Annotated in this window: 17 protein-coding genes; 9 read left to right on the top strand and 8 right to left on the bottom strand. The window is 39.2% G+C overall.

Annotated elements, in window-relative coordinates; translation table 11 throughout:
* Window positions 1-85: 85 nt before the first annotated feature.
* Both ATE92_RS01075 and ATE92_RS01070 read left to right on the top strand, forming a co-directional pair.
* Complete coding sequence (locus tag ATE92_RS01075; RefSeq protein WP_100801945.1) at window positions 86-1,018, top strand: peptidylprolyl isomerase; 933 nt, start codon at window positions 86-88, stop codon at window positions 1,016-1,018.
* A gap of 62 nt (window positions 1,019-1,080) precedes the next feature.
* Window positions 1,081-1,617: a YfiT family bacillithiol transferase gene (locus tag ATE92_RS01070; protein ID WP_100801944.1), complete on the top strand. Its 537-nt coding sequence runs from the start codon at window positions 1,081-1,083 to the stop codon at window positions 1,615-1,617.
* Window positions 1,618-1,707: 90 nt separating this feature from the next.
* Here ATE92_RS01070 and ATE92_RS01065 read toward each other — a convergent pair whose 3' ends face one another.
* Entirely contained in the window at window positions 1,708-2,271 is a 564-nt protein-coding gene (locus tag ATE92_RS01065; protein WP_100801943.1) for a thioredoxin family protein, read from the bottom strand.
* Window positions 2,272-2,386: 115 nt separating this feature from the next.
* Here ATE92_RS01065 and ATE92_RS01060 point away from each other — a divergent pair, with 115 nt between their 5' ends.
* Together ATE92_RS01060 and ATE92_RS01055 are read left to right on the top strand one after the other, a co-directional pair.
* Window positions 2,387-2,698, top strand: a complete 312-nt coding sequence (locus ATE92_RS01060; protein ID WP_100801942.1) for a phosphoribosylpyrophosphate synthetase — start codon at window positions 2,387-2,389, stop codon at window positions 2,696-2,698.
* On the top strand, window positions 2,688-3,026 hold the full coding sequence (locus ATE92_RS01055; protein ID WP_100801941.1) for a tRNA-binding protein: 339 nt from the start codon (window positions 2,688-2,690) through the stop codon (window positions 3,024-3,026). The genes ATE92_RS01060 and ATE92_RS01055 overlap by 11 nt, the downstream gene beginning before the upstream one ends.
* Window positions 3,027-3,039: 13 nt before the next feature.
* On the opposite strand, the gene ATE92_RS01050 is transcribed toward ATE92_RS01055, so the two are convergent.
* Both ATE92_RS01050 and ATE92_RS01045 read right to left on the bottom strand, forming a co-directional pair.
* On the bottom strand, window positions 3,040-3,933 hold the full coding sequence (locus ATE92_RS01050) for a DUF5694 domain-containing protein (RefSeq protein WP_198515583.1): 894 nt from the start codon (window positions 3,931-3,933) through the stop codon (window positions 3,040-3,042).
* A 138-nt stretch (window positions 3,934-4,071) separates the two neighbouring features.
* Window positions 4,072-5,940: a mechanosensitive ion channel domain-containing protein gene (locus ATE92_RS01045; protein WP_100801940.1), complete on the bottom strand. Its 1,869-nt coding sequence runs from the start codon at window positions 5,938-5,940 to the stop codon at window positions 4,072-4,074.
* A 304-nt stretch (window positions 5,941-6,244) separates the two neighbouring features.
* Here ATE92_RS01045 and ATE92_RS01040 point away from each other — a divergent pair, with 304 nt between their 5' ends.
* The gene (locus ATE92_RS01040; RefSeq protein ID WP_100801939.1) at window positions 6,245-7,906 is read left to right on the top strand and encodes a sensor histidine kinase KdpD; all 1,662 of its coding nucleotides are present in this window, start codon (window positions 6,245-6,247) and stop codon (window positions 7,904-7,906) included.
* Between the two features lie 7 nt (window positions 7,907-7,913).
* Here the strand turns inward: ATE92_RS01040 and ATE92_RS01035 are convergent, their stop codons facing one another.
* The 4 genes from ATE92_RS01035 to ATE92_RS01020 form a co-directional block, all read right to left on the bottom strand.
* Window positions 7,914-9,533 carry a SulP family inorganic anion transporter gene (locus tag ATE92_RS01035; protein WP_100801938.1) on the bottom strand — a complete coding sequence of 540 codons (1,620 nt, stop codon included), beginning with the start codon at window positions 9,531-9,533 and terminating at the stop codon, window positions 7,914-7,916.
* 108 nt (window positions 9,534-9,641) lie between these two features.
* Entirely contained in the window at window positions 9,642-12,161 is a 2,520-nt protein-coding gene (locus ATE92_RS01030; protein WP_100801937.1) for a M14 family zinc carboxypeptidase, read from the bottom strand.
* Window positions 12,162-12,243: 82 nt separating this feature from the next.
* Entirely contained in the window at window positions 12,244-12,642 is a 399-nt protein-coding gene (locus ATE92_RS01025) for a PUR family DNA/RNA-binding protein (protein ID WP_100801936.1), read from the bottom strand.
* Window positions 12,643-12,707: 65 nt separating this feature from the next.
* Window positions 12,708-14,465, bottom strand: coding sequence for an ABC transporter ATP-binding protein (locus ATE92_RS01020; RefSeq protein WP_100801935.1), 1,758 nt, complete (start codon window positions 14,463-14,465; stop codon window positions 12,708-12,710).
* Window positions 14,466-14,583: 118 nt separating this feature from the next.
* On the opposite strand from ATE92_RS01020, the gene ATE92_RS01015 reads away from it, so the two are divergent.
* The 4 genes from ATE92_RS01015 to yajC all read left to right on the top strand — a co-directional run bounded on the left by ATE92_RS01015 (window position 14,584) and on the right by yajC (window position 17,539).
* Window positions 14,584-15,681 carry a Glu/Leu/Phe/Val dehydrogenase gene (locus ATE92_RS01015; protein WP_100801934.1) on the top strand — a complete coding sequence of 366 codons (1,098 nt, stop codon included), beginning with the start codon at window positions 14,584-14,586 and terminating at the stop codon, window positions 15,679-15,681.
* Between the two features lie 80 nt (window positions 15,682-15,761).
* Complete coding sequence (gene nusB / locus ATE92_RS01010; RefSeq protein ID WP_100801933.1) at window positions 15,762-16,706, top strand: transcription antitermination factor NusB; 945 nt, start codon at window positions 15,762-15,764, stop codon at window positions 16,704-16,706.
* Between the two features lie 53 nt (window positions 16,707-16,759).
* Window positions 16,760-17,245, top strand: coding sequence for a DUF1573 domain-containing protein (locus tag ATE92_RS01005; protein WP_100801932.1), 486 nt, complete (start codon window positions 16,760-16,762; stop codon window positions 17,243-17,245).
* A gap of 18 nt (window positions 17,246-17,263) precedes the next feature.
* Complete coding sequence (gene yajC / locus ATE92_RS01000) at window positions 17,264-17,539, top strand: preprotein translocase subunit YajC (protein ID WP_232729088.1); 276 nt, start codon at window positions 17,264-17,266, stop codon at window positions 17,537-17,539.
* Window positions 17,540-17,612: 73 nt separating this feature from the next.
* On the opposite strand, the gene pepT is transcribed toward yajC, so the two are convergent.
* A complete protein-coding gene (gene pepT / locus ATE92_RS00995) occupies window positions 17,613-18,851 on the bottom strand; it encodes a peptidase T (protein ID WP_100801930.1) in 1,239 nt (412 codons plus the stop codon).
* Window positions 18,852-18,923 lie beyond the last annotated feature (72 nt).

Here is an 18,923-nt window from a genome sequence, read left to right as displayed (position 1 = left end):
TATTAAGAGAATCTTAAAGTCTTTTCTTCCTAAACTTTTTTCAATTTCAATCCGTACCTTTGCAGCTTCATAAAAAAACAGAAACATGCAAGACGGTATTTACGCAAAATTTATCACCGAAAAAGGTGACATAGTAATAAAACTTACTCACGACAAAACTCCCGGAACCGTAGGGAACTTTGTCGCTTTGGCAGAAGGTAATTTAGAAAATAAAGCAAAAGCTCAGGGGACTCCGTACTACGACGGATTGACATTTCACCGTGTTATCCCCGATTTTATGGTACAGGGAGGTGATCCTAACGGAACAGGATCCGGAGGTCCGGGTTATAATTTCGATGATGAGTTCCATCCCGAATTGAAGCACGATGTTCCCGGAGTGTTGTCCATGGCAAATGCCGGAAAAGGCACCAATGGAAGTCAGTTTTTTATCACACACGTACCTACACCCTGGTTGGACAACAACCACACTGTTTTTGGGCATGTAGTGGAAGGACAGGATGTTGTTGACGCTATAGCGCAAGGGGATACCATGAAAAAGGTGGAAATTATCAGACAGGGAAAAGAGGCCGAAAAATGGAATGCGGTTGAGAATTTCAGACAATTTACAGGGGCGAAGGCTGCGCGTGAAGAAGCGGCTAAAAAATCTCAGGAAGAATTACTAACCTCTATTTCGGAAGGATTTGAAACTACCGAAAGCGGACTTAGATATCAAATCATTCAAAAAGGCAGCGGTGTACAGGCCGAAAAGGGTAAAACCGTAGGTGTACATTACAAAGGAATGCTCGCCGATGGAGGTGAATTCGACAACTCCTATAAACGAGGAAACCCCATTGAATTTCCGTTAGGAATGGGCAACGTGATTGAAGGATGGGACGAAGGAATTCAGTTATTGAAAGTGGGTGACAAAGCTCGCTTTGTGATTCCATCGCATTTGGCCTATGGGGCTCAAGGCGCAGGGGGAGTGATTCCTCCCAATGCTACCTTGGTGTTCGACGTCGAGTTGATGCATGTAAAATAAATAGTGCAAATATATACTTGAAAAACGCTCCGGGAAATCGGGGCGTTTCGTATTTTTATGCCATGGAATTGGAAAAACTAAAATACCCCATTGGCAAGTTTGATTGCCCTTCAAATATTACGCATGAAAAATTAGAAGCCTGGATTTCTATTCTGGAACATTTTCCTAACCGTCTGTCAAATTTGGTTAGTTCTCTTTCCGAAGCACAATTAAACACTCCGTATCGCCCTGAAGGTTGGACAGTAAAGCAGGTAATTCACCATATCTACGACAGTCACCACAACAGTTATACTCGTTTTAAGTGGACCCTAACCGAAGATACACCTATCATAAAGGCGTATAATGAAAAGAAATGGGCCGAATTGTACGATTATAAGGCTGCTCCCATTGATATGTCTCTCCTTTCCATAACTGCATTGCATGCCAAATTGGTTTTTCTGTTGAAAGGACTTACCTATGTAGAATTTCAGAAAGAATTTATTCATCCCGACGGGCACAGAAATATCTCCTTGGCCGAAGCAACCGGTATTTACGCATGGCATAGTAATCACCATTACGCTCATATTGAAAACCTGATGCTTAGGGAAGGATGGAAATAGTTTTTAGTTAAAAGCTAAAAGTCAAAAGTCAAAAGTTGAAGGTTGAATGGAAATGAAATTGACTAAACTTCACTAATCACTAATCACTCCTCACGACCCACCTTTCCACTTTATATTACATCCAATGCTGGGTTTTTGATCTTTTCGCTGCGGATTGTTATTTAGTACATTGTCGAGTGCTTCGCGTAAATCTCTTCCGTTTACCGGAATTCCGTTTCCGGGACGAGAATTATCCAGTTGTCCGCGATAAATAAGCTTTAAAGCATCGTCGAACAAATAAAAGTCGGGAGTGCATGCCGCATCATATGCTTTTGCTACTTCCTGTGTTTCATCGTATAGGTATGGGAAAGTATAGTTTTCCTTTCGGGCAACGTCCCACATCTTATCAGGGCCATCTTCGGGATAGTTTTCAACATCGTTACTGTTTATTGCGACAAAACCAAACCCGTTAATGCGATAATCGTTTGCTAATCGTACAATTTCTTCATTTACATGTTTAACAAAGGGGCAATGGTTGCAAATAAACATGACGACCGTTCCCTTTTCGCCTTTAATACTTTGTAGTGACACCATTTTATTGGTGCGGGTATCGAGTAAATTAAAATCGGGCGCTTTGGTGCCTAACGGAATCATATTTGAAGGAGTACGGGCCATAGAGGGTTTTATTTATTAGTGCCAAACGGGGTACTAAAGTTACAACTTCATAAAGAATATATAAAGTTTTGTGAATGTCTTTCTTCTCTCGTAACTTTATATAAAATACTAACCTATGAAAAATTCGTATTCGTCCTTGTCGGTTGCAATTGAAGCCCTTCAGAAAGAGGGGTATACTGCCGATTTCAATCTGATAGAAAAAGGCGTAGAATGTAAAAAATACAAAACCCAATGGGAAGCAGGAGAATTGGAAGTAACCGGTTTTTACCGTTTTGAAGGGATGACCGACCCTGGCGATAATACAATTTTATATTTAATAGAAACCAATGATGGAAAAAAGGGACTCTTGGTAGATGCATATGGTGCCGATACCGGACCTGTTTCATCTGAAATGATTCAAAAACTGAAAATGCATCATGACGAATAACCTTAGCTGGAATGACTTCGAAAAGGTGGACATGAGGGTAGGCACTATAATCGAGGTAAATGATTTTCCCGAAGCGAGAAATCCATCTTATCAATTAAAAATAGACTTCGGTCCCGAATTGGGCCTTAAAAAGTCCTCGGCACAAATAACCGCATTGTATCAAAAAGACGAATTGGTTGGTAAGCAGGTAATTGCCGTGGTTAACTTTCCGAAGAAACAAATAGGTCCTTTTATGAGCGAGTGTTTGGTTTTGGGTGCTGTTGAAGGAAAAAGCGTAACTCTGTTGCAACCGGGAAAAACAGTTGAAAACGGATTGCGCATTTTATAATATTTCCGTGGTTTTATAAACTGTCAAACTCAACAAATTCGTATTCGGGCGAAGCTTCTATAAGTTGTCTTAAAATAGCCGCATGTCCGTTGCCAAAAATCAGTACAATTCTGTCATCCGGACCATCAGTAATACGTTTTAAATTTCTAAAAATTCGTAAATTTCTATTATACCAATAGGCTGCCAACACGTCTGCCCCTTGATATTCGCCCAAATCAAAATCCCCCACCAAATATGCGCCATAGCCATATTGATGACTTTCACGGCTGTTCATATGTTTGAAATACTCTAACAAACTGGAGTTTTTAATGGCTACATCCTCGTAGCCCAACCAATCCATAAAGTACTTTTGTACAGGATCATCACTTTGCCAATCATAGTCTTTCCAAAGTGCTTTTGCGAAGATAGAATCCCTCTCGGCTATATCGTCGGTAAAAGCGTTTGCATCGATTGCATAAATGGTATCTAGGTTCATTTCCTTGGCAATTCGCATTGTTAGCTGATGTCCTTCGCTGCGGCCTAGTTTAAGATCCCCGTTTTTATAAGCTTTCAATTCATCATTTTCTTTTTGAGCATACGAGGCCGGGGATTCGACTGCAATTTTAGTGGGTTTAAATCTTTTAATATAATCCACTAATTCTCGTACTTGTTTCTGGCGTTCGGTGCTTAAAATGGCCATTTTATTTTCTTCAGCGGTTTTATAGGCATCCAGTCCTGGATAATCGAAATGAAAAGTCCCAACAACAAGAACTTGTGCTTTTTCTTTTGGAAAGAAGGACGACGGACTTTTAAATTCATATGTTTTGTTTACTTCAGGTTCAGAATTTCTTGAATCTGAAGGAGCATATTTTTTATCGCTGCACGCGAATAGACCAATAGTGATCATCACCAGAATATGTTTTTTCATGGGTTGGGCTTTGAAAGTTTAATGAAAGGAGGAGTAAAGTTGTTATTTGTTACACCTAGCCTTTAATATTTGTAATTAAAATGTGAAGTCAGTCGTATTGGAAATATTATGCTAATTCAATAAAATCGCGGTTCGTTACTATTCTTTTTTAGTTCTAATATTGAAACTAGGCGCGATATAATCTTTCGGAAGATACCCTGAAGGTATGGTAGTAGTATTCCCATCCCTAGCGGCACGATAATGCGGGGAGAGTATTTCAATTCCGTTTTCATTACAAACATCCTGAATGTTTTGATGCAAGTTTGAGTAGATAACTGCCTGCTTATTAGGTTCCTTGGTGTATGCGTTAATTTGATAAGAGACATAAAAGTCGTCCAGACTGGTTTGCAATACAAAAGGAGTTGGCTCAGGGAGTATCATTTCGGTTCTTTTAGCAGCTTCAATTAGCGTCTCGTGCATCTGCTTCCAGGGAACATCATAACCTATTGTAACAGTTGAATGAATAATCAGGCCTTTTTCAGGAGCGTCACTACTGTAATTTATGGTGTGACTATTCATTACAGTGGAATTGGGGATGGAAATAATTTCATTCTTAATAGTACGCACCCGTGTTACCAAGGTCGATTTTTCTATAACATCTCCAAATACATCTCCAATTTTTACTCTATCACCTATTTTGAACAAACGCATATAGGTGAGTACCAATCCTGCTATAATATTGGACAAAGATCCGGCCGATCCGAAGGTGAACAAAAATCCGAGGAATACCGAAACTCCTTTAAAAACCGGAGAGTCACTTCCCGGTAAATACGGGAAAATTACCACGATCATAAAAGCAATTACCATGATACGCACCAGTTGGTAAGTAGGCGTAGCCCAATCGGGATAAAAGCCGGGAATTGTAAGGTTCCCTTTTTCAATTTCATTTTTTAGAAATCGAAGCGCCTTCAGCACATAGCGGAACACAAAAATAATGACCGCTATTGTAATCAAGTTGGGGAGAAAATTCCAAAAGGCGAGGAGTATCTTTTTTACAGGATTAAATACGTATCCAAACAGAGTATCGGCAAAGTTCTGAGTCCACGGAAAAATTCCAAAAAGGATTGGTAAAGCAATATATATAGCCAAAAGAATGGTAAACCATTTAAGTACCTTATTCGCCAAAAGGAGTGCCGTTACTTGTCTGGCAGCATCGAAGAAGGTATAGTTTTTAAACTTTATACCCTTGATTCGTTTGTTTTCCTGTTCTTTAATTTTAAGCGCTGTCCATACAAATAATTTCGAAATATATTTTATAAGCAATGCTATGACCAGAATTACCAGAATTGCCAACCCAATTTGTTTAGCTATGGAGAAAAGGGTTGTTTCTTCTTTGTATTTTGTTACAGCGTTCCCAACAATTTCTTTATACGATTTTGCCAATTTAAAGCTGGTGGTGTCATTCCATAGGGCATCATTTTCAGAAACGCTGATAATAATTGTTTCCTGATACACCAAATCAAAGGTGGTTTCAACTTCCACAACCTTCAAAGAATCTGCTGCAAAGCCAATAGTGTTTGGTAATGTTTGAATACGTCGGGTTACCGCTTCGGCACGCTCCTTAGGTGAAAAACTGCCTAATTTGGTATGAATTAAAAAGAGTGTATCGTTAAAAAATCCAAGAACAGGATGGCCTTTTACCGATTTACGAAGCGCCTCAATTTGCTGCTTTTTTTCGGAAATTAATCGCGCTTCATTCTCATTTAATCTCTTAAGTTGTTCTTCCAGCTCAAGTCGTTTTTCGCCATCCGAACTACTAAGTGCAACAATTTGCTGCTCTAATTTTACTTTTTCAATGGAATCTGAAATACGAAGAGTTTCGAGTTCTTTGAGTTTCTTGTTGTAATTCTTAACAACCGAAACCGAAGTAGAATCGGCAGCATCAGATATACTATCATTTTGAGCATTTCCCAGATGAGAAATTAATACAACTAAAATGCTTAAAGAAAGTAATTTTATTCGGTTCATAGTTGAAATTTAAAATTCGGCTAAAGTAGTTAATCGGATGATATCGACTTAAAAATTAAGCATTTATTAACAGTAGTCGATTTTGCAGACCTGCCAATATTTTTGAGTTCAGAAACCTTTAGCTACCTCTAATGCAAAGAATATAAAAAAATAAAATATATAAATTTGTGATTTACCAAAATTTTACGAACCCCTTAACCCCAAAACTATTCGTTTTGTAGAAAAGCGGAAGGTGTTCAGTTTCGTATCGTGACAAAGCTGATGATTTTTGTGTACATTGCCCAAATCCACTTGTGTGTAATCTATGAGAATTATCAAGCAAAATTTATGGACGTTGATCATTTTAATTATTGGTTGTATTGCCATAATATTAGTTGACCGAAATCAGAAGCAAAACCAACTTCAAAAACAAACGCTCATACTTGAGGAATCCCATAATCAAGTTATTAGCAAATTCTCAATTGCAATAGATAAATTTGCTGCAGTTGTAAGTGGCATGAGATCCTATATGAATTTGTCAAATGAAATTCCCTCGGCAGAGGAACTTCAACACTTCGTTCAAAATCAATTGAATGATCTTAATTCTAAAGATTCGATTGTAGTGTCTTATATAGATACCAATCATATTTTTCAATATTCTTTTTCAAGATATCACATGAATCCGGTAGATTTGGTGGGTAAGTCTGTTTCAGTCTTTCGAAGTGAAGAACAATTAGAAGTTCTTAACACTCTGATGTTAGACGACAAATTAACATTATTTCCACCTATCAATTTAGTAGAAGGCTGGGTTGGATTACCCATAAATTTTAGGATTCATCGAGAGGGCAGGACACTGGGTTATCTGGCACCTATAATTAGTTTCGAAAGTATTATGCACGAATTGTATGAAGATGAATCGAGCAAGGATTTTGTCTTCAAATTTAAATTTAATGACATGTTCGATTTCGACAGAACCCAGGTATACGACGGCACATTGGTCTACAGTCAACAAGAAGATCCGGAGCACTATGCAAATTACGAACTGGAGCATACCGACTTTATTTACACCAATCTTTTTAAGTATGGTAGTACTATTGAGATTGGAACAGCATACAAAGAAAAGGTTGTTGCAAATAGCAATTTTATTTACATCCTTTGGATTGGACATTTTATTCTAACCTTATTGTTTTTTCTTTTAAATAAACAAATGCTTCGATCGAGGCTTTTAAATCGGAAAATGAAAGAGACGAATGCACTATTAATGATAAATAGGGAGGAGACAGCTCGACAAAATGTAGAATTGACGAAACTAAATGTGACGAAGAATAAATTGTTTTCAATTGTAGGTCATGACGTAAAACAACCTTTAAATTCCATTAAAGGACTTTTGCATTTATTAGAAGATGAAGAAATAGAGGATGCCGGTCTTAAAAACATTATTACCGACCTCAAAGATTCCACTCAAAGTACTGTAAATCTTTTAGACAATCTGTTGCGATGGTCTTCAACTCAAACAGGATCTCTGGACTTCAATCCTACTAAATTTCACATCAATAGCTTAATATCTGAGCAATTCTCGATTTTAAAGCAGCAAGCGTCGAATAAAATGATTGATTTAAAATTGGATTTGGACAAAGATTTAGAGTTATGGGCCGATAAGGATATGTTGGGCTCTGCAATTAGAAATCTAATTTCAAATGCAATAAAATATAGCTATGAAAAAGGCTTAGTCCTTGTTTCCACTAAGGTTCAAAAAGAGTTCTTAATCATCGAAATTGAAGATAATGGTACAGGAATGAAGCAAAAAGAATTAGATAAATTCTTTGAACTTCAGGCGCAGGTAAGTAAAATGGGAACTTCGGGTGAATCGGGTACAGGACTGGGTTTACTGCTTAGTCAGGAATTTGTAAAAAAGCATAAAGGAGAAATTTTAGTAAAAACTACGTTGAAAAAAGGCACCAAATTCTCGATAGTACTTCCTTTATAATGTATAATTAGACATCACTGTCCAACGTATCGGTTACCACATAGTACCGAGGATCGTCTACAGCCTCTTCAATCACTGTTTCGAAGGCCGGATTCCACTTCAGTAAAAGCGTTTTACAATCCGGACTAAGGTGTGTAAGTTTTACTTGCTTTCCGCTGTCCAGATATTTGTTGGCAATATTCCGAAGTGCCTCCACACCACTGTGATCGCTTACTTTAGATTCGATAAAATCTATCTCAATTTTATCCGGGTCAGTACTAAAATCGAACTTCGAATTGAAGTTTTGTACACTTCCAAAGAATAGCGGTCCCCAAATTTCGTACACTTTGGTACCGTCTTCTTTTATACGTTTCCGCGCTCTAATCATGGTTGCATTTTTCCAGGCAAATACCAAGGCGCTCATGATGACTCCAGCAATTACCGCAATCGCCAAATCCTGCCAAACCGTGATGGCCGAAACTGCGATCAATACAATGGCATCAGACAATGGAATTTTATGTAATATTCTGAAACTACTCCATGCAAAAGTCCCGATTACTACCATAAACATCACTCCCACTAGGGCAGCGATGGGAATTTGTTCTATCAAGGGTGCGCCAAATAATACAAAACACAATAACGCAACAGCCGCAACAGCTCCAGAAAGTCTTCCGCGTCCACCGGAATTGATATTGATAATAGACTGCCCGATCATGGCACAACCGCCCATTCCGCCAAATAGACCATTCAGAATATTGGCACCTCCCTGAGCTACACATTCCCGGTTTCCGCTTCCTCGGGTTTCGGTCATTTCATCAATTAAATTCAGTGTCATTAACGATTCAATTAAACCTACAGCAGCAAGTATTACCGCGGTTGAGAGTATGATATCCCAATTTCCTTGCAGCGTATAAAGCAATGTAAAAATCTGATCCTGGAAAGTTGGAAGTCCGCCCTGTAATCCGTCACCACCACCATCTTTAATGAAGGTACCCACCGTACTTACATCCAAACCTCCAAAAATAGTAATACTGGCTACTATAACAATAGCCGTTAAAGCTGCAGGTACCTTTTTTGTAAGCTTCGGAAGTCCGAACATAATTGCCATGGTGAGTCCCACCAGACCTAACATAATCCAAAGGTTTGCTCCCTGCATAAACTGCCAGGTTCCGTCTACATTTTCTTTAAAAAGGCCCAATTGGGATAGGAAAATTACAATTGCCAAACCGTTTACAAAGCCCATCATAACCGGGTGCGGAATTAATCTCACAAATTTTCCCAAGCGAAACACGCCTGCTAATATTTGAATTCCACCCACAAAAAGAAGGGTGATAAACAACCATTGCAATCCCAGATTCTCAACCGGGGTTGACAGGGCATCACCTACCTCATTCCCTTTCATGATAAGATGTACCATCACCACTGCCATTGCTCCCGTAGCTCCACTAATCATTCCGGGGCGCCCGCCAAACAGGGCAGTAACAATTCCCATCATAAAGGCTCCGTACAGTCCTACCAGAGGGTCAATTCCGGCTACAAAGGCAAAAGCCACTGCTTCGGGCACTAAGGCCAGAGCAACAGTGAGACCGGATAGGATATCGTTTTTAGGATTTTGAGTAAAGTTCTTGATGGTTCGTTGTAACAACATAGGTTCCGCTTAAAAAGCGGCAAAGATAGGGTTTTAAAAACGAAAAACGCCTGCATGAACAGGCGCCTCTAAACTTTAAATTTTATGGTTAACAAGAGGATTCAAACATTACATTTCATCTCCAAAGAAAATCGCATTCATAAGCAATTTGTTGGTGCCGTACCAAAATGCCCTGAAATTGGTATTGTCTGTAAAGTAAAGCACATGACCTCGCCCCAAACGTCCCGACTTAAATGCTGAAGAGTTTTCTAACAATTTTAGGTTGGGCTGTGAAATGTAACCGCTTAGTAGGGGGCTAGTCGTATATTGAATAGGATTGTTATAGCTATTTACATCGGGTTTTAAGAAAAGTGTGGAGTTTCTAAATACCGGTAATGATGTAGACGAATACCCAAATGAAATGGGATGGGAGCGGTCTAATTTTGTTTCAAAGATGGCACCACCAATTACCTGTGCTCCGCGATAATCGCCCATTTGTTCGAAACTAATGTTTGTCGCTGTATCTTTTTTGGTTTCAAATTCCATTTTGAGCAATTCGTTATCATTAAACCAGTTTCCTGCATTTTTGTAACCGATTAATGTTCCTCCTTGTTGAACCCAGTTTTTAAGATTTTCCGCATCCTTTTTCTCCAACGCATTTCCCCAACTGTTAGGAAGAATGATATCGGTATATCTGCTTAAATCGGTGCGGCCAAAATTCCTTGAATCTATTTTAGTAAGTAACATGTCGAAGCGTTGATCAAACAAATGCCAGATCTCTCCCGCATCGTACGGATTAATTCCATCACCAATCACCATGGCTACTTTTGGAAGTTCAAGCATTCTAAATTCGCTACTTCCCAAATCAATTCCGCTGGTCAAACCCGTGGTAACACTATAGATGGTCACATTAGATTGATTGGCAACTTCCTTTAAAAAGGCCGAAAGTTCGGTATGGTTGAGCGACTGATTTTGCACCGGTATTAAAATAGTACCGTAATCGTATTGTGTTCCGTTTATTTCAAACTGTTTCATCGCTACTTTGGCGCGTAATCCTCTTTTTAGAATTGTATTCAGCGCTTTTGGAGCGTAGTAGTCGTGCCATTCCAATAGGTAGGCATAGTTCGACGGACTTGGTGCAGTGATCGATTTCTTCTGCAGATTGGTAACTTCAGCTCCTGCCCGTGCCATCGTAGCGGCTTCACTATAATCCAAATTAAAGGCCAACGGAAAGGTCCAGGCGCTTATATCATAAAATAAACTGTCCTGAAATTTTGTACGCTTTTCGAACATTGCGTTTATAAGTCGGTGTTGTTTTTGATTCTTCGGAATGATATAACTGTTTCCTTTTCTGAATTGCTTGCCGTCACTTGAAAAATCTTCCTTTACTTCGTGAAACTTAATTTTATGGCGCTGTAAAATTTCTGCCAAATGATACACTTTCGAAGCGTCTTTAGCATCTCCAAAGACTATGGCTCCTCCTGCCGAAGCTTCTTTTCGGGCATCGTTGTAAAATTCACGTTGGTAGTCTAGGATTTCTTGTCGCATACCCACAGCAGCTTCCAAAGTAGAAAGTGCTGCTGTAAATTGATTGCGAATGGTAAACGGAAAGGTGAGTATTCCATTATCACTTTCCTGCGCGTGACCTCTGGACGAAGCTTGTTCGAAAAGAATTCCGATGCCGCCGTTGATGTCGGGGAAGGTAGAACCCTTTCCATAGTAAAAATCGTCGAAATCTTCTTCGGTATAGTAAAAACTACCAACCTTATCGAGTGCCTTGGCGTGGTATTTTCCAATGGCTGCTGTAAGCTGTTGATTCTTTTTGGGTGTTAACGGATGTGTTCTGGAGGGTATTCCGGGCTGAAAGAAAAAACTGGAATTGGTACCCATTTCGTGGTGATCGGTTAAAATATTGGGATACCAGTCGTGAAATGTTGCAATCCGCGCACGGCTTTCAGGAAGTTGTACCGGAAGCCAGTCCCGATTCATATCGAACCAGTAATGATTGGTACGACCTCCGGGCCAAACCTCGCTGTACTCACGGTCGTTGGGATCCGGATTTATATTTTTTGCCTTATGAATGTTTGCCCACGCGGCAAAACGTTGGAGTCCGTCGGGGTTAAAAGACGGATCGAAAAGGATGATCGTATTGTTCAGTAATTCGTCAATTTTAGGACCTTGAGCTGCCGCTAAATAATAGGCTACTGCAAGTCCGGCGTTGGCGCCACTGGGCTCGTTCCCGTGAATTGAAAATCCTTGATAGACTACAATGGGCATCGAAGAAGTATTTAAGGAACTTGCATTGGCTTCGGTAAGACCCATATGATCTTTTTTAATGTTTTCAATATTAGAATGATTTGCAGGAGAGCTAATGGTGAGTAACAAAAGCGGACGTCCTTCAAAAGTAGTTCCTCGGTTTTCAATAGATATTCTAGCACTGGCTTCCGCCAAAGCGTACATATATTGTACAAGTTTGTCGTGTGTCACATGCCATTCACCTACTTCATGTCCTAAAATACTTTTAGGAGTAGGAATATTCTGATTGTAGGTTACATCGCCAGGTAAATAATAGTTTAAATCTACGTTGTAGTCTTGGGCAGGAATTGTAAATGAGACGAAAAATAGTAGGAGAAAAGATAGCTGCTTCATAGTTTGCTGTTAGGAAAAGTTTAAAGATAAAAAAACCGCTTCGAAACATCGAAGCGGTTTTTATAAAATATGTTACTATTTATTAAATATCGTCAAATTCAACGTCGGTGAAATTCGAAGTAGCAGGTTCGTCTGTATCTGCATCTACTTGTGCAGTGGCTTCGGAAGTAGTGTCATCGTCTTTTTTGAAATCGGATTGGTGACGTTCACTAATTACTTCTTCACCTTTTTCATCGATGATGTACTGTATCATTTCATTTACATTATCCTGAAACTCGGAAAAATCTTCCTTGTACAAATAAATCTTATGCTTCTTGTAATGGAAGGATCCGTCGTCGTTTGTAAACTTTTTACTTTCGGTAATTGTAAGGTAATAATCACCTGCTTTGGTAGATCTTACGTCAAAAAAATAAGTGCGTCTTCCTGCACGCATCACTTTCGAGAATATTTCTTCTTTCTCCATCATGTACTGATCACTCATAATTGTCAATTTTGTTAAGGTTCTGCCAAAAATCCAAAAAATTTATAAATATGCCAAAGTAAACTTTACATTTCTTTTTCCAGAAGTTGCTTTGCATACAACTCTTTGTAATACCCTTCTTTGCTCACAAGCTCATTATGAGTGCCTTGTTGGATGATTTGACCCTCTTCCAAAACAATAATTTTGTTGGCATTTTTTGCTGAAGATACCCTGTGACTTACAATGATAGTTGTCTTGTTCTGTGAGATTTTATGCAGGTTTTGTAGGATTTCTTCTTCGGTTTCGGTGTCTACTGCCGAAAGACAATCGTCGAACAATAAGATTTGCGGATCTTTAATTATGGCACGGGCAATGGATACTCGTTGCTTTTGTCCACCACTCAAGGTGATTCCGCGCTCTCCAAGAATAGTGTCATAGCCTTTGCTGAAGCCTACAATGTTGCGATGCACCGAAGCATTTTTGGCGGCTTCAAAAACTTCCTTGTCTGTAGCATCTTCTTTCCCGAATTTTATGTTATTCCTGATGGTATCACTAAACAAGAATGCATCCTGCGGTACGTAGCCTATACTGCCTCGCAAACTTTCCAGATTCAGCCGGGTGATAGGCTTGTTGTCAATGCACAATTGTCCTTCCTCCACATCGTAGAGTCGACCAATTAGTTCTAAAATGGTGGATTTCCCCGATCCTGTATTTCCAACGATGGCCAGGGTTTCGCCCGATTTTACTTCGAAGGAAACATTTTTTAAGGCGGTGATTTGCGTATCGGGATAAGTATAGGTTAGATTGTTAAATGTGATGGTACCATGTACCGGAGTGGCTTCTTCCACCTTGTTTATTATGGAAGGTTGTTCTTTCAGAAATTCATTGATCCGCTTTTGGGATGCCTCGGCCTGTTGTACCATGGAGGTTACCCATCCTACTACAGCAACCGGCCAGGTAAGCATGTTCACGTAGATTAAAAACTCTACAACGGTTCCCAAATCGTCGATGGTTCCGTCAATAAATTGCTTTCCCCCAATATAGATTACCATCAAATTGCTAATTCCAATAAGTAGTACCATTAAGGGGAAGAACAAAGCTTGAACTTTTACGAGATCTATATTCTTTTGCTTACTCGTCTCCGAAAGTGATACAAATCCGTCGTTGGTTCTGGGTTCAATTCCGTAGGCTTTAATTACTGAAATTCCGCTAAAACTTTCCTGAGTATAGGTAGTGAGCTTAGACAAATACTGTTGTACCACTGTACTGCGCTTATGAATGGCCACACTTAATCTGTACACAGCAATCGATAAGATGGGTAGCGGGGCGATGGCATATAGCGTTAATAATGGGGCTTTGTAAAACATATAACTTATCACCACAATAAATAACGTAATGGTAGTAGTGCTATACATAATTGCCGGACCAACATACATCCGTACTTTCGAAACATCTTCGCTTATTCGGTTCATCAAGTCTCCGGTTCGGTTTTGCTTGTAAAAACTTAAAGATAATTTCTCGTATTGCTGAAATATTTCATTTTTAAGATCAAACTCAATATAACGGGAAACCACGATGAAAGTTTGCCGCATTAGGAAGGTGAAAAATGCAGCAAGAATAGTGGTTCCTAGAATCCAGAGAATATTTATAAGTAGTTCCGACTTTACAAATGCCAGGTCGGTTATTTCTCCATTGATATATTTTTCGACAACATCTACCGAATCTCCAATGAATTTTGGAGCCAATAATGCGAAGATTCTGGCAATAATGGTTATAAATAACCCTAAAAGTAACCTGCCTCTGTATTTAAGAAAGTAGTGGTTAAGGTGCTGGAGCTCTTTCATTTAAAGAAATACTATTTATTAACAAATTCCTATTTTAACAACAATTATTTTGTAAGATTGTTACATAACAACTACTTTTGCGCGTCCTTTTTAAGGATAGTTTAAAAATAAAAATTTTATGGTGACGGAAGTAGTAAAAGCTAATGAACTTCAAAAAATAGACCCGGTATTCGGACAAATGTCCTTCGACAATCACGAGCAGGTTGTTTTTTGCAACGACAAAGATACAGGATTAAAAGCAATTATTGGAATACACAATACGGTTTTGGGACCTGCCTTGGGAGGTACCAGAATGTGGCAATACAATAGTGAATGGGATGCGTTGAACGACGTTTTGCGACTATCTCGCGGAATGACATTTAAGAGCGCCATTACAGGGTTAAACCTGGGAGGTGGAAAAGCAGTAATTATAGGGAATGCCAAAACGCAAAAAACACCCGAATTGATGCTGAAATTTGGTGAGTTCGTACACTCTTTAAGCGGAAAATATATCACTGCAGAAGATGTTGGAATGGAAACTGCCGATATGGACCTGGTTCGAACCGTGACACCTTATGTTACCGGTATTTCCGAATCTAAAGGAGGCGCCGGAAATCCTTCCCCTATCACCGCATACGGAGTTTTTATGGGGATGAAGGCAGCAGCCAAATACACCTATGGAAGTGATGTTCTTGAAGATAAGGTTATCTATGTGGAAGGGATAGGAAATGTTGGTGAAGCCCTGGTTGAAAATCTTACCAACGAAGGTGCAAAGGTGTATATAGCCGATATCAATCAGGAGCGATTGGAACATGTGAGAGATAAATACAGTGTCGAAATTTACGGTGGCAGCAATTTGTACGCCGAACAGATGGATATTTATGCTCCCTGTGCTTTGGGAGCCACGGTTAACGATACAACTATCAATCAATTAAAAGCAAAGATCATTGCCGGTGCAGCGAACAATCAGTTGGCCGATGAGCAAAGACATGGCCTAATGTTGCGTGAGAAAGGGATTGTGTATGCGCCCGATTTCCTAATCAATGCCGGGGGAATTATTAATGTGTATGCCGAATTGGAGAACTACGGACGTCAGGAAATTATTCGCAAGACAGAGAATATTTATAACACGACCCTAGAGATTCTTACCAATGCCGAAGCACATGATATCACAACTCAGCAGGCTGCTTTAAATATTGCAATGGCAAGAATTGAGGCAAAAAAAAATAAGAGATAAATTTTACATATAAATAGTATATTTGCAACGCACAAGTACCATCTTGTGCGTTGCTATTTATAAATGTTCTTTATATAACTATGCTTACAAGAAGACATATTAGGGTAAAAGTGTTACAATCCATTTACGCCTATAACCAAAGCGAATATCAAGATCTTGATAAGCAGGAAAAGTTCTTATGGTATAGCATCGATCAGATGCACGATTTATACCTGTTGATGCTTCAACTTTTAGTTGCAATGCGCGATCACGCCGAAGACTATTTGGAAAAATCGCAGCAAAAGCATCTTGCCACCGCACTGGAGAAGAATCCCAGTAGAGCCTTTGTAGACAATCAACTTATCGATTTAATAGCAAAGGATTCCGGCCTTTCACAAGTCATAAAAAATAAAAAACTCAATTACTGGAAGGAAGACGACGAATACGTTCGTATTTTGTTCAAGTCGTTACTCGAGCAGGAATGGTATACCGAATATCTTGCGAATGCCAACTCTAATTTTAATGACGACCGAAGCTTTGTTATTAAATTGTATAAGGAAGTTATTGCACCCAATGATAAGTTGTATGAATATTTGGAGGACAAACGCCTTACCTGGATAGATGATTTTCCAATTGTGAACACCGCACTGGTAAAAATACTTTCAAAGGTTTCAAAAAAGAACTGCAGCGCCACCCTTATTCCCGAATTGTATAAAAACGAAGAGGATCGGGATTTTGCACTGCAATTGTTCCGAAAAGTTATTCTGAATGAAGATAAACTCAACAAGGAAATTGAAGGAAAAACTCCCAACTGGGATAAAGAGCGAATTGCCGAATTGGATATGATTATTTTAAAGATGGGTATTTCAGAATTTCTGAATTTTCCGTCTATCCCGGTACGAGCTACCATTAATGAATACCTAGAGGTTTCTAAAGAATACTCTACTCCCAAGAGCAGTCTGTTTATTAACGGAATACTCGATAAACTGGTGAAGGACTTTTCCGAAGCCAATAAAATAAAGAAAATTGGGCGCGGACTTACATAAAAGCAAAAAAATAAGTAATTTAGCCACGCTTAAAACCTAAAATTTTTAATTCTATGAAAAAATCAATTTTATTTCTTGCAGTTATAGCTGTTTTTGCATTTACTTCTTGTAAAGATAACGCTGCAGACAAAGTAAACGAAGACAATGTTGCAGCTGCAGCAGATCGTGACGCCAATTCAGCAGGAGTTCCTGTAATGACTTTTGATGAAGTTGAATACGACTTTGGTACCATCGAGCAAAATGCACCGCAAGAGCATGTTTTTAAATTTACAAACACTGGAACTGCTCCATTGGTAATTGTAGATGCAAAAAGTAGCTGTGGATGTACTGTTCCTGAATATACCAAGGCACCTGTTGCTCCGGGAGAAAAAGGAGAAATGTTGGTAAAATTCAACGGTAGCGGAAAAAATCAGGTTAGTAAAACAGTGACCATCACTGCAAATACTGCAGCAGGTACTGAAACTATCAAGATAAAAGCCTTTGTAAATGCACCGGAAGGAGCAGCTGTACAAGGTCAACCGGTAATCAAAACCCAATAAGAAAGTATGGGTGGAGATATGCAATCATTTCTAGGGCCTTTATTGCTCTTTGCTGTATTTATTATTTTCTTTATTGTGTTACCACAACGTAGAAAATTAAAGCAGGAAAAGAACTTTGACAAGAGCCTTAAAAAAGGAGATAAAATAGTCACAAAAAGTGGAATGCATGGAAAACTATTGGAGATTAACGATGATGGTACCTGTGTTATAGAAACCGGCGCCGGGAAAGTTAAATTTGAACGCTCCGCACTTTCTATGGAAATGACCACAAAGGCAAATGCTCCTGCAAAATAGTTGCTGCATCTGTTTAAAAAATAAAAAACCTTCAGGATTCCTGAAGGTTTTTTTTATTTAATATAAGTGGGGGTTATTTCTCTTTGGCCACCAATTGCGCAATATTCACAATTACTTCAATTGCCTTTTGCATACTTTCTACCGGGACATATTCGTACCTACCGTGAAAATTATGCCCACCGGCAAAAATATTGGGACATGGCAGTCCTTTGAAACTAAGCTGAGATCCGTCGGTACCTCCTCTAATGGGTTTTATTAAGGGTTCGATTCCGGCCATTTTCATGGCTACTTCGGCTATATCCACTATATGCATAACGGGTTCAATCTTTTCCCGCATATTAAAATACTGATCTTTTATTTCAACCGAAACGACTTCTCTTTCATATTGTTCGTTTAACTCCTCGGCCAGTTGTACCATCATGGCTTTACGAGCTTCAAAATGCTTTTTGTCGTGGTCTCTAATAATGTATTGCAACTTTGTCCCGTCTACCTCACCATTTATACTGTATAGGTGGAAAAACCCTTGTCGGTCTTCGGTATGTTCGGGAGTTTCCATTCGCGGCAACGAATTGATATAATCTGTTGCGATGTACATACTGTTTACCATTTTCCCTTTGGCGTATCCGGGATGTACAATTTTACCTTTTACGGTCACCACAGCACCGGCGGCATTGAAATTTTCGTACTCCAATTCTCCAACCTGACTTCCGTCCATGGTATAGGCCCACTCCGCTCCAAATTTGTCAACATCGAACTTATGCGCGCCCCGGCCAATTTCTTCATCGGGTGTAAAACCAACCCGAATGGTCCCGTGTTTTATTTCGGGATGCTGAATAAGATATTCCATGGCCGAAATAATTTCAGCAATTCCTGCCTTATCGTCGGCTCCTAACAAGGTCGTTCCGTCCGTCGTGATTAAAGTCTTTCCTTTGTACAATAACAAATCATCGAAATCGTCCGGGGAAAGCACTATATCTTCCGCAGCATTTAAAACTATATCCTTGCCATCGTAATTTTCAATAATTTGTGGTTTTACATTGGCACCTGTAAAATCGGGGGTGGTATCAAAATGTGAAATAAAGCCAATAACCGGGACATCGTGAGCTACATTTGAAGGAAGCGTAGCCATAATGTAGGCGTTATCGTCGATGGTGACATCCTGCATTCCAATTCGCGTTAATTCAATGACTAAAGCTTTGGCAAGATCCCATTGTTTGGCACTACTGGGGGTGGTATCACTTTCCGGATCGCTTTCGGTATCTATGGTTACATAGCTGATAAATCGGTCAATGAGGTGTTGTTTTTCAATCATAATTCTTCAATTTCACTACAAATTAAAACATATTCAAATTAACTATTACACAGTTTAATACTATTTTTACAA

It is taken from the genome of Ulvibacter sp. MAR_2010_11 (assembly GCF_002813135.1).
In the GTDB taxonomy this organism is placed as follows: domain Bacteria; phylum Bacteroidota; class Bacteroidia; order Flavobacteriales; family Flavobacteriaceae; genus Altibacter.
Note: the sequence above shows the minus strand (reverse complement) of the source record. Positions and strands in the feature narration are given on the sequence as shown.